Origin of the sequence: Myxococcus sp. CA056, from assembly GCF_013336715.1 — a bacterium.
Lineage (GTDB): Bacteria > Myxococcota > Myxococcia > Myxococcales > Myxococcaceae > Myxococcus > Myxococcus llanfairpwllgwyngyllgogerychwyrndrobwllllantysiliogogogochensis.
Genome location: NZ_JABUMT010000004.1, coordinates 303977 through 315951, shown reverse-complemented (window position 1 = coordinate 315951; position 11975 = coordinate 303977). Strand labels below are relative to the sequence as shown.

9 protein-coding genes are annotated in these 11975 nt (G+C 71.1%); 5 read left to right on the top strand and 4 right to left on the bottom strand.

The genetic code is table 11. From position 1 onward, the window contains the following. Positions 1-124: 124 nt before the first annotated feature. Positions 125-1135, top strand: a complete 1011-nt coding sequence (locus tag HUA76_RS19660) for a serine protease (RefSeq protein ID WP_174461774.1) — start codon at positions 125-127, stop codon at positions 1133-1135. Positions 1136-1144: 9 nt separating this feature from the next. Here the strand turns inward: HUA76_RS19660 and HUA76_RS19655 are convergent, their stop codons facing one another. Further along, positions 1145-1738 (bottom strand): DUF2378 family protein, encoded by a 594-nt coding sequence (locus tag HUA76_RS19655; protein WP_174457243.1) that lies wholly within the window; start codon positions 1736-1738, stop codon positions 1145-1147. A gap of 160 nt (positions 1739-1898) precedes the next feature. Between HUA76_RS19655 and HUA76_RS19650 the strand changes: the two genes are divergently transcribed. The 4 genes from HUA76_RS19650 to mdoH all read left to right on the top strand — a co-directional run bounded on the left by HUA76_RS19650 (position 1899) and on the right by mdoH (position 8654). Further along, positions 1899-4190, top strand: a complete 2292-nt coding sequence (locus HUA76_RS19650) for a PAS domain S-box protein (RefSeq protein WP_174461773.1) — start codon at positions 1899-1901, stop codon at positions 4188-4190. 330 nt (positions 4191-4520) lie between these two features. Beyond that, on the top strand, positions 4521-6113 hold the full coding sequence (locus tag HUA76_RS19645) for a glucan biosynthesis protein (protein ID WP_371823500.1): 1593 nt from the start codon (positions 4521-4523) through the stop codon (positions 6111-6113). Continuing rightward, positions 6110-6604 carry a hypothetical protein gene (locus HUA76_RS19640; protein WP_254614347.1) on the top strand — a complete coding sequence of 165 codons (495 nt, stop codon included), beginning with the start codon at positions 6110-6112 and terminating at the stop codon, positions 6602-6604. Before HUA76_RS19645 ends, HUA76_RS19640 begins: the two co-directional genes overlap by 4 nt. Before the next feature lie 25 nt (positions 6605-6629). After that, on the top strand, positions 6630-8654 hold the full coding sequence (gene mdoH / locus HUA76_RS19635; RefSeq protein ID WP_174461771.1) for a glucans biosynthesis glucosyltransferase MdoH: 2025 nt from the start codon (positions 6630-6632) through the stop codon (positions 8652-8654). A 13-nt stretch (positions 8655-8667) separates the two neighbouring features. Here the strand turns inward: mdoH and HUA76_RS45405 are convergent, their stop codons facing one another. Genes HUA76_RS45405 through HUA76_RS19620 form a run of 3 tightly spaced genes read right to left on the bottom strand, consistent with a single transcriptional unit; the run spans position 8668 to position 11848 of the window. Further along, positions 8668-9642 (bottom strand): fused MFS/spermidine synthase, encoded by a 975-nt coding sequence (locus HUA76_RS45405; protein ID WP_174461770.1) that lies wholly within the window; start codon positions 9640-9642, stop codon positions 8668-8670. Between the two features lie 46 nt (positions 9643-9688). Beyond that, the gene (locus HUA76_RS19625; protein WP_174461769.1) at positions 9689-10999 is read right to left on the bottom strand and encodes a M18 family aminopeptidase; all 1311 of its coding nucleotides are present in this window, start codon (positions 10997-10999) and stop codon (positions 9689-9691) included. Between the two features lie 45 nt (positions 11000-11044). Beyond that, a complete protein-coding gene (locus HUA76_RS19620; RefSeq protein WP_174461768.1) occupies positions 11045-11848 on the bottom strand; it encodes a hypothetical protein in 804 nt (267 codons plus the stop codon). Between the last annotated feature and the right edge of the window lie 127 nt (positions 11849-11975).

Here is an 11975-nt window from a genome sequence, read left to right as displayed (position 1 = left end):
GTCAACGAATGCCCCCCCTGGTTGGGTGAAGGGCGAGCGGCTTGCTACAACTGGGGTACAATGAGCGCGCGGGGGCGGCGCCCGGCCCAGGTGCCCAGATGCCCCGCGATGCAGGAGGCTCTCCATGGCCGAGGGAAGCAACAGTTCTCCCCCCCGTGACGCGCTGGTCCAAGCCTCGCCCTCCCTGGTGTTGCTGGAAGTCGATGGCCACACGGCCTCTGCCTTCGTCGCCACCGGACAGGGACACCTCGTCACCAGCCTGCATGCCGTGGCGGGAGCACGCCTCATCCACGCGGTGATGGCGGATGGGACGCGCGCGGAGGTGGACCAGGTGGCGGCGATGGATGACCGCCGTGATCTGGCCATCCTCCGTTTACCGGTGACGGACCTGGCGCCTCCGCTCGGTCTGGCGCCCGCACCCCTGCCCGCCGAGGGAGACACCGTCTACGTCCTGCGAGCCGGCGCCGGCCCCGCACCGGAGGTTCGCTCCCAGCAAGTGCGGGCGGTCCAGGTGCTCGGCGACTGGCTCACCTTGCTGGAGCTGACGCGCACGCTTCCGGAGGAGTCCTCCGGCGGGCCGGTGCTGGACATGCGCGGCGCGGTGGTCGGCGTGGCCACCGCGGCGCTGGCCAACGGCCGCTCCCTGGGCCTCGTCATCCCCACGCGCTACATCGCGCCGCTCCTGCGGGGCTCGGCCGCCTCGCCCCTGTCCGCGCTGGAGGCGCCTCGCCGCAGGGCCGGACGCGTGAGAAGGGTGCCGCAACATCCGTTGAGCGTGCTGGAAGGCGCGACGACGGATGCGCTGGAGTCCATCGCCACCACGCTGGGCCACGCCATCAACGCGGGCGCCCCCGCGTACAACCGGGGCGACGTGGACGGCTGCTACCGCCTCTATGCCCGCACCGCCGAGCGACTCATCGACTCGTGCAAGGCCTTCCCTGGCGCCCAGCGCGCGCTGCGCGACGGACTCACGCGCTGCGATGATTTGCCGGACTCCGACGACCGGGCCTGGGCCCTGCGCGACACCTTCGACGGATTGCTGGACGTCATCGGCCGCTGGCTCCAGAAAATCCGTCCAGAAGCCGCCCGCATCGCACGGCACTCGGCGCCGCCGCCCAAGAACTACCTCAACTGACGCGCCGCCTCACGCATCCTCCCAGCGCACGCGCAGCGCGTAGCCGGCCGGCTGCCGGTCCAGCACGTCCACGCGCGGCCGCACCCGGGTGCGCCGCAGCACGCCTTCCACCACGCCCGCCACGAAGTCCGGCAGCGGGTCCCCGTCCACCACCCGCACGCGCCACTCCCGCTCCTGCACCGGCTCCAGGACCATCTTCATGTCCTCGCGCCCCGCCTTCAGGTACGTGGGCAGCCGCGTCAGACAACGCTCGGTACCCAACAGTGGCGCCGCGGTGGCGAAGATGCGCCCCACCAACGTCTGCGCGAAGCCCTCCACGTAGCGGTGCCCCAGCGCCCGGTTTGCCTCCTCAGGAGGTTGTCCCGCGCACGCGAAGCGCCGCGCCACACCCAGCGCCGCGCGCCACACGGTGAGGGGGTAGTACTCCTGCGATGCGTCCGTGTCCGTGTCGTAGCCGATGTCTCGCAGAGACTGGGCGAACGCGCCGGAGGGCTTCAGCGCATGGACGAACAGCCCCTCGAAGTTGCGCCGTGGCACCTGCACTGGCACGTAGGGCGCCTTCCGAGCCCCCACCGCCGCGTCCTTCGAGCCCCGCCGCTCCATGGCGTTCCCCCCTCCGAATCCGCCGGTCCGCACCGGCCCGGAACCACTCTAACAGCCCGCTGTCCGCGCGGCTTTCGTTGCCCTGGAAAACTAGCGCCTCAGCACACTTTTACAACACGAGGGCTCGTGCAACGATGGTCGTTTGCATGCAAGGAGTCCCATGCGGGTCCTGATAGTCGCTCAGGGAGGGGCGGACCTGTCGCCACTGGAAACCCTGCTGGAAGCCAGGGGGAACACGGTGGTCCACGTCACTCGTGACGTGGAAGTACCGGCGGCCTGGCGCGCCGAGCCCTGTCCCCTGGTGGTGCTGGATGCGCGCGAGCCGGGCTCGCGAATGCCCCTCGTGCGGGCCCTGCGCAGCCTGCCGGGTGGCGCCGCGGCGGTGGTGATGTTGGTGGGGCGACGCGGCGCGCTCCACCTGTTGGAGCCCGCGCTGGAGGACGGCGCGGACGAAGTGCTGGCGTGGCCCATGGACGCGGAGGAGCTGCGGCTGCGGCTGGACATGGCCGAGCGCCGCTCCGCCCGCCGCGAGTCGCGCGTCGGGGTGCCGTTCGGCGACGAACTGCGCGACACCATGCTCTCCGTCAGCCCGGTGCCCACCTCCATCACCACGCTGGGCGAAGGCCGCGTCGTGGCGGCCAATGACGCCTACTTCCGGGCGTTCGGCTACTCGCGCGAGGACATGCTGGGCAAGACGACGGTGGAGCTGCGCCTGTGGGAGCGCCCGTTCGACCGCGCCCACGTCATGGAGCGGCTGCGGCAGCACGGCTCGGTGCGGGGCGTGGACGCGCAGTACCACACCAGCACCGGCGAGCTGCGCCACACGCTGTTGTTCATGGGGCTGGTGCCCTATGCGGGCGAGCCGCACGTCATCTCCTTCTTCCCGGACATCACCCCGCTGAAGCAGGCCGAGGAGGAGGTGCGCCGCTCGGAGGTGAGCTTCCGCACCCTCATCCAGAGCCTGCCGGACCTGGTGGCCGTCTTCGACCGTGACGCGCGCGTGCGCTACGCCAACCTGAAGGTCGCCCGCGCACTGGGCTACTCGGACGTGCGCGAGCTCATCGGCAAGCACATCTCCGACATGATTCCCCCCGAGGACCTGGCCTCGGCGGACGCGCGCATGCACGAGGCCCTGCGCACCGGGCGCAACGCGCTTTCAGAAAGGCGCATGGTGCGGCGCGACGGCGGCATCCTCCACGTGGAGTCCACCACCTTCCCGCTGCACTTCGACGGCGAGGACTCCATTGTCTCCGTGGCGCATGACCTGACGGAGCGCCACCAGATGCAGGCGCGGCTGATGCTCGCCGAGCGCATGGCCTCCGTGGGAACGCTCGCCGCGGGCGTGGCGCATGAAATCAACAACCCGCTGGCCTACCTCACCGCCAACCTCGCCTTCGCGCGCGAGGAGCTGTCCAACCTGCCCGGCCCCGGCGCGCCCGGCATGGACGCCACGGTGACCGAGTCCCTGGCGGATGCGCAATCCGCGCTCGCCGAGGCCCAGCAGGGCGCCGAGCGCGTGCGCACCATCGTCCGCGACTTGAAGACCTTCAGTCGGGTGGATTCGCTCGAGGACTCCGTCGTCGACGTGCGCCAGGTGCTCGACTCCACGCTGAACCTGGCGACCACGGAGATCCGCCACCGCGCCCGGCTGGTGAAGCTCTTCGAGGACGTCACGCCCGTGCGCGCCAACGAGTCGCGGCTGGGCCAGGTGTTCCTGAATCTCCTGGTCAACGCCGCGCAGGCCATTCCGGAGGGCTCGCCGGACCGCCACGAGATTCGCGTCGCCGCGCGCATGGGCGACGGAGGTCGCGTGCTGGTGGAGGTGTCGGACACGGGCGTGGGCATCGCCGCGGAGCACCTGCCGCGTCTGTTCGACCCCTTCTTCACCACCAAGGCTCCCGGCGTGGGCACCGGCCTGGGCCTGTCCATCTGCCACAACCTGGTGACGGCGCTGGGCGGCGAGATTCGCGTGCGCAGCGCCCCCAACCGAGGCTCCACCTTCCAGGTGCTGCTGCCTCCGTCCGAGCGCCCGCGCGCGCTGCCACCACCGCCGCCACTGGAGGCGCCCTCCTCCGCGGAGAAGCGCGGACGGCTGCTCGTGGTGGATGACGAACCCCTGGTCTGCACGGCGCTCGGCCGCACGCTGCGCCCCCACCACGACGTCACGCTCGCCACGCGCGCGCAGGACGCGCTGGAGCGAATCGAAGCCGGCGAGCACTACGACGTCGTCTTCTGCGACTTGATGATGCCCGGCATGAGCGGCATGGACTTCTACTCCACGCTGATGAAGCGCTATCCGGACCAGGCCCGCCGCGTCGTCTTCCTCACCGGCGGTGCGGTGACACCCCAGGCCCGCGCCTTCCTTGAAACCGTCACCAGCCCGCATCTCGAGAAGCCCTTCGCGGGCCGCGAGCTGCTGTCCTTGGTGCAGGAACGATTGGCCCGCGCCTGATCCGGGTCACAGTCCACCTGTGGAAGAATCGGACAGACTCACGCGCCGGCTGTCCTTCAATTCCCCAGCGATTCCACGGCCCTGCCCAGGCTGCGTCACACGACGCCCCCGCAAGCCCGCAGCTTCATTGACCTCAAACTAAATCCTCCGAGTAAGCGTGCGCGATTCCTGAAGATATTCCAGGGATGAACGACCGCGTCATGGGCTGGTACGGGGGTTGCTCTGGGCTGACGCGCCGCACCGTGGAGGCCATGCGGGCGGCGGAGTCGAGCGAGGTCCGGGAGTCACCAGGAGCCGCTCGCCCCCTCGGTTTTCCCGGAGGCATCAGGCGTGACGGCGGACAGGAACAAGCACGGTGGGACGCGCGCGGCGTGCGTGCGGTGGCTGGGTGTGGCGCTGGTGGCCACGGCCGGAACCGCGTGCGCGGCGGCCCCCGCCCCGTCCACGTCGCAGTCTCGGGGCGGCTCGAGCTTCACGTCGGAGACGGTGGTGGAGCGGGCGAGGGCGAAGGCGGCGCGGGCGTACGTGGAGCCCGTGTCGACGCTGCCGGAGTCCTACAAGACGCTGGACTACGACGCGTACCGGGACATCCGCTTCCGTCCGGAGAAGGCGCAGTGGCGTGACGCGGGGCTGCCCTTCCAGGCGCAGTTCTTCCACCCCGGCTTCTTCTTCCAGTTCCCGGTGGCGATGTACGAGGTGACCGGCGGCAGGTCGGCGCCGCTGCGCTTCTCGCCGGAGCTGTTCACCTACGGCCCGCTGGTGAAGCCCGGCCCGCTGAAGAAGGCGGATGGCTACGCGGGCATGCGGCTGTCGCATCCGCTGAACCGCTCGGACCTCTTCGACGAGCTGGTGGTGTTCCTGGGCGCCAGCTACTTCCGGGCGCTGGGCCAGGGCAACCTGTATGGCCTGTCCGCGCGCGGGCTCGCGCTCGACACGGCGACGTCGCGCCCCGAGGAGTTCCCCGCCTTCCGTGAGCTGTGGCTGGAGAAGCCCGCTCCCGGCGCGGACCGCGTCGTCGTGCACGCGCTGATGGACAGCCCCAGCGTCACCGGCGCGTATCGCTTCACCGTCATCCCCGGGGTGAACACGGTGATGGAGGTGGAGGCCACGATTTTCGCTCGCAAGCCGGTGGAGCAGCTCGGCGTGGCGCCGCTGACGAGCATGTACCTCTTCGGGGAGAACGACCGGGGCGACTACGACGACTTCCGGCCGGAGGTGCACGACTCGGACGGCCTCTTCGTCTGGACGCGCACGGGCGAGCAGCTCTGGCGGCCCCTGCAGAACCCCGAGCGCATCAACGTCTCCAGCTTCCAGGTGGACAGCCCGCGCGCCTTCGGCGTCCTGCAGCGCGACACGGCGTTCGCCCACTACGAAGACCTGGAGGCGCACTACGAGCGCCGGCCCAGCGCGTGGGTGGAGCCGGTGGGCGAGTGGGGCCCGGGCGTGGTGCGGCTGGTGGAGCTGCCGACGCCGGACGAGACGAACGACAACATCGTCGCCTTCTGGGTGCCCCAGAAGCCGCTGGCGGCCGGCGATTCGCTGCGCGTCGCGTACAAGCTGCACTGGGGCTCGCGCTCGCCGTGGCCCGTGACGGGCGCCACCGTCGTCAGCACGCGCCTGGACGCGGGCGACTCCTGGAAGGGCGCCAGGCTGAAGGACGCGCGCCCCATGCGCCGCTTCGTCATCGACTTCTCCCCCGTGCCGGACCTGAAGGAGAGCACCACGCCCGTGGAGCTCGTCGTCAGCGCCGGCTCGGGCAAGGTCCTGCGCCCCATCGCCAACCGCCACACGCCCTCGGGTGGCTGGCGCGCCACCTTCGAGCTGCACCCCGCCTCCCCTGCCGTCCCCACCGAGCTGCGCGCGTACCTCAAGCGCGGCCCGGAGACTCTCACCGAGACCTGGAGCTACCTGTGGATTCCGTGACGACGCTGACTGCCTGCCCCTCCGTCCCGTCCACCGTCTGGGCCGTCCCGCGTTCTCGCGCGGCGCTCGACACCTTCTTCCGCGGCTTCGGCTTCACCACCGAGGCGGACCTGTCCGCGCTGGCGGCGTGGGTGCTGGACGGCTACGGCGCCCAGGGTGCCCAGCCCCCCGCGGCCGTGGCGCTGGCGCGCGCGCGCATGGAGACGTGGTTCGCGAGCGTCCTGGGAATGGAGCACGCGGGCCCGGGCCTGCTGGCGCGAGGCCGCGCGGCCTTCGTCCTGTGCGACGGCGCGAGCCGGGGCGCGCGGCTGCTCACCCGGGCTTCGGCGCCGGAGGACTTCGTGAAGGCGGCGCGCGCGGCGGTGCCGGTGCCGGCGCCCGCGCAGGTCAGCGCGGTGATGCCCGAGCAGCAGCTCGTGCTGTGGCCGTTCGGTGAGCTGCTGCGCCGCTGGTGGCGCGGGGTGTCGCCGGACGTCTCCATCTCCCGCTGAGCGGGGGTTGCACCGGAGCCTCGCGATGGAAGCCCACTCGTTTTCGCCCGAGAGCGCCGCTTTCCGGCGCGTCGGAGTCCTGGGCCTGGCGGCCATCACCACCCTCGTGGGGACGCTGGAGATGCACCGCCTGTTGAGCGCCCACGGCACCTCGGTGCCCGAAGTGGTGCTGGTGGGGCTCTTCGCGCTGTGCTTCGGCTGGATTGCGCTGTCCTTCTGGACGGCCATCGCGGGCTTCCTCCAACTGGCCCTGGGCCCCCGGCTTCCCGGGCTGCGCTACCCGACGCCGGACGAGGAGGGACAGCCCCTGGCGTCGCGCACGTCGGTGGTGATGCCCATCCACAACGAGGACCCGGCCTCCGTCTTCGCCAACGTGCAGGCGACGTACGAGTCCGTGGCCGCCACCGGGCATCTGGACGCCTTCGACTTCTACGTGCTGAGCGACTCCACGCGCGCGGAGGCGTGGGTGGCGGAGGAGCTGGCGTGGTCGGAGTTGTGCCGCCGGGTGGGCGGCCAGGGGCGCATCTTCTACCGGCGGCGCACGGACAACACGGGCAAGAAGGCGGGCAACCTCGGCGACTTCTGCGAGCGGTGGGGCCGCCGCTACGACTTCACGGTGGTGCTGGACGCCGACAGCCTCATGGACGGCCGCACGCTGGTGAAGATGGCGCGGCTGATGGAGCTCAACCCGCGCGCGGGCATCCTCCAGGCGCCGCCGTTGAACGTGGGCCGCACGACGCTCTTCGCGCGCCTCCAGCAGTTCGCGGGCCGGGTGTACGGGCCCGTCGTGGCCGCGGGCGCGGCGGCGTGGCAGCTGGGCGAGTCCAACTACTGGGGCCACAACGCCATCATCCGCACGGAGGCGTTCATCAACCACTGTGGGTTGCCGGTGCTCCCGGGCAAGCAGCCCTTCGGTGGACACATCCTCAGCCACGACTTCGTCGAGGCGGCGCTGATGCGGCGCGCGGGCTACACGGTGTGGCTGGTGCCGGAGCTGGGCGGAAGCTACGAGCAGCCGCCGCCGAACCTGCTCGCGTATGCGCAGCGCGACAGGCGCTGGTGCCAGGGCAACCTGCAGCACCTGAGCCTCGTCATGGCGGGCGGCCTGCATCCGTTCAGCCGGGGCCACTTCCTGATGGGCGTCATGTCCTATGTCGCCTCGCCGCTGTGGCTCCTGTTCCTGGTGTCGGGGCTCGTCGCCGCGCTTCATGACCGCTTCTTCCTGGACGCGCACGCGCTGGAGTCGCCCGTGCTCGCGTTCGACGCGCCCGGCGCGCTGCGCCTGTTCGCGGTGTCCATGGGCATGCTGTTCGCGCCCAAGATCCTGGGGCTGATGCTCGCGCTCTTCAAGCGGGGTGAGGCGGCGAAGATGGGGGGCCGCGTGAAGCTGGTGCTCAGCGTGCTCGTGGAGAGCGTGCTGGCCTCGCTCCTGGCGCCGGTGATGATGCTGTTCCAGTCACACTTCGTCTTCGGCACGCTCCTGGGGTACCGGGTGAACTGGTCCAGCCAGCAGCGAGAGGACGCGGACCTGCCGTGGTCCGAAGCGGCGCGGCGTCACGCCGTGCACATGGCGGTGGGCGTGGGGATGCTGGCCGTGGCCGCGCTGGTGTCCCCGGCGCTGGTGGCGTGGCTGCTGCCGGTGGCGGTGGGGCTGCTGCTCGCCGTCCCCCTCACGGTGCTGACGGCGCGCTCCTCGCTGGGGATGTGGGCCGCGCGCCGGGGGCTGTTCCTCCTGCCGGAGGAGACGGAGCCTCCCGAGGTGGTGGAGAGGGCCCAGGCCATCACCGAGGAGCACGCGGTGGAGCCGGTGCCGGACGCCATCGAGCGGGTGCTCGGCGACGCCAAGATGCACGCACTGCACCTGGCGCTGCTGGAGTCGCAGCCGGGGCTCGCCGAGCACACCTCGCCCGCGGCCCTGGAGTCCGCGCGACGCAAACTGCTGGGCGGCGGCGCCGAGCCCCTCTCCGCGCAGGAGAAGGTCGCGGCCCTGCTGGACGTGGGCACGCTGAGCGAGGCGCGCGAGCAGCGCCTCACGCGCGCGCTGTCCTGACGCGTCGGAGCGGTCAGTCCTCGTCGTGCAGCACGAGGTCCAGCGAGTCGAGCGCTCGGCCCTCCGAGGAGGCGCGGCGGACCTCGCGGTCCTCGAATCGACGCGACATCAGCGCGCGCAGGTTGAAGCGCGCGGCGCGGGCCAGCCGACCGGCACGAGCCTTCAGCGCCCCTCGCGAGACCTTTTGCGTGGACGTCAGCCCCACGAAGACGCGGTTGGCCGTGGTCTGCGAGTCGAAGGCGTGCAGTTGCGCGAAGCTCGCCTGCCACGTCTGGAGCATCGCCGGGTACAGCGGATTGGGAGAACGGTGCACGTTGCTCACCACCGCGCCGTCGGGCGTGAGCCGGGCCTTGGCGGCCTGGAGGAACTCCCATGTCGCCAGCGCCTTGGGCATGCCTCGGGGGCCATAGGCATCCAGGAGGATGACGTCGTAGGCGGGCCCCGGCGTTTCGATGAAGCGGCGCCCGTCCGCCACGTGCGCGTGCAGCAGCGCATCCTCGCGGAAGCCGAAGTAGCGCCGGGCGACCTCGAGCACCTCCCCGTCACTGTCCACCGCGTCGATGCGCGTCTGGGGCAGCGCGGCGCGCAGGAACATGGGCAGCGAGCCGCCCCCCACACCCACCATCAGGATGCGCTGGGGATTGGCCACGAAGGCCACGCCGCCAATCATGCCTTGCGTGTATTCGAGCTCCAGCCGCAGCGGGAAGCCCTGCCCCACCACGCTCTGGTATGCGCTGTCCCAGCCGAACTGGAGGTAGCGCCGGCCCTCGTCGTCCTGGCTGACGATGCAGCGATGTGAGCCGGCGAGCCCCACGTGCAGGACGGTGCGCGGCTGGGAGAGCCAGCGGAAGACTCGCGCGAGGTAGCGCCGGGAGCGCTCGACCTTGCCTCCGGGAAGAGAGAGGCCGAGCGGTGCGCCCTGGCGGGGGAGAACCCGCTTCCAGGGCGCCTCGCACCACCAGGGACCTCCCGCGCGCGGCCAAGTCACGCACAAAGGTCTATCACCTCCCCGGCCGGCTTTTGACAGCCCTGCGTCACGCGAAGAGGCGACGGAGCACGGCCACCATCGCCGCCACGTCGGACGCGCACGCCATCTCCCGGATGGAGTGCATGGACAGCATGGGGTTGCCCACGTCGACGGTGCGGATGCCGAGCTGTCCCGCCGTAATGGGGCCAATGGTGCTGCCGCACCCCAGGTCCGTGCGCGTGACGAAGTGCTGGGGAGTCACCCCCGCCTCGCGACACAGCGCGGCGAAGTACGCCCAGGACTCGCCATCGGTGGCGTAGGACTGATTCACGTTCGACTTGATGACGGGCCCGGCGCCCATCTGCGGCTGGTGCTTGGGCTCGTGCAGCGAGGCGTAGTTGGGGTGGACCGCGTGCGCCATGTCCGCGCTGACCAGGAAGGACTGGGCCATGGCGCGGTGGAAGGCGTCGGGCTTTCCGTCCGAGAGCCCCAGTGTGAGGCGCTCCAGGAGCGTGCGCAGGAAGGGGGACGCGGCGCCCTGCGCGCTGCGGCTTCCCACCTCCTCGTGGTCGAACAGGATGACGCCGCTGGTGGCCTCGCGCGAGGCCGGGCCGGTGAGCAGCGCCGTCAGGCTCGAATGGCAGCTCGCGAGGTTGTCCAGGCGCGGCGCATGGAGGAACTCCTCGTGCGCCCCCGAGCGCGTGGACGGCTGCAAGTCGTAGAGGCACAAGTCGTAGCCCAGGATGTCGGCCGCCTCCGCCTTCACGCCGCCCTTCGACAGCTCCTTCACCAGCATGGCGCGCAGGTCCACCGCGCCCGCGCTCTCCAGGCCCAGCACGGGCACCATCTGCTCCTGCGGGTTGAGCTTGAGGCCCTCGGTGTTCACGCCTCGGTTGAGGTGGATGGCCAGGTTGGGCACTCGCAACAGCGGCTTGCGGAAGTCCACCAGGTGGCCCCGGGGCTTTCCGCCCTCGAGCAGCACGACGCGGCCGGCGAGCGACAAGTCTCGGTCGGTCCAGGTGTGCAGCAGCACCCCGCCGTAGATTTCGACGCCGAGCTGCTGGTAGCCGTTCTTGGCGACCTGGGCGTTGGGCTTGAGTCGCAGATTGGGCGAGTCGGTGTGGGAGCCGACCAGCCGGAAGCCCGTCCGGTCCACTGGCGCGGTGCCCAGGTGGAAGGCGGCGATGCTGGTGTCGCCCCGGGTGACGTAGACGCGCTCACCGGGCTTCAGCGTCCAGGACTCGCGCTCGTCCAGGGCGCGGTAGCCCGCTTGCTCCAGGCGGCGGGCCGTCTCCCGCACCGCGTGGTACGGCGTGGGCGAGGCATCGATGTACGCGAGCAGGTCATCGGCCAGGGCATCGGTGTCGGTGGGGCTCATGTCGGCCCGAAGCTAACCGCTACCGGGCGTCTCGCCACGTCCGAATCACGTCCCCCGAGCGGGCGGACGGGCCCCTGTCCCCGGCGGCGGCACGGTGGAGGACGGCCGGGCCTGGGGGGCGGCGTCGAGGAAGGTCCCCAGCAGCACCCACCGGCGGGACTGGTCCTCCTTGCCGCGCTTGGCGAGCAGCGGCGTCGTGTAGTGCCAGAAGGGCAGCCGGTACACGGTGATGCCGCCCACGGTGCTCACCCGCGTCATCTCGGACAGGTGCCCGTCCTTCTCATAGACGAGATACTGGTGGTCCACGCCCGGCATGGTGAGGCTCACGTGCATGTCCACGTAGCCGTCGCGGGCCTCGGCCTCCTCGGGGTGGTGGTCATTGTGAGGGCCGGAGTAGTCGCCGGGCCCGTAGCAGAGCACCTGGATGCCCCAGTTGCGCCGCAGCACGCGGCCACTGACGGAGGCGGCGAAGGCGGCGAAGGTGTCCGAGCGAAGCATGGTGGTGAGCCCCACCGCTTCCGCCGCGCGCCAGGAGCGGGAGCGCCGGTTCTCCAGCAGCGCGGTGCGCACGCGGACCGTCTTGGGCAGCAGCTCCATGTAGTTCATCGTCATCCCGGAGATGGAGTCCACGGGGATGGGGTCCTCCATGCGCACCAGGGTGTCGTTGAGCGCCGCGTCGAGCGCGTTGCGACAGGCGGCGGCACGAGTCGCGTCCACCACGCCCTGGAGGGAGACGAAGCGGCGCGCGGGGTCCAGCAACGCGCCAGAGACTGAGGTGTCCCGGCCCTCCAGGATGCGGCGGCCCTTGGGAGTGAGGAGGTCGGCGAACTCGGAGGGGAAACGCTTCATGCCGCCCCGAATACGGCTTCACCGGCCGGTTGTCGTGCGGAATGCGCGCCGCATCCGTGTTCGCTCGGTGCCACGGGCCGTGCTTCATGTCCCGGAAAGCACGGCCCGCGAGGGGCCTGTCACGTCC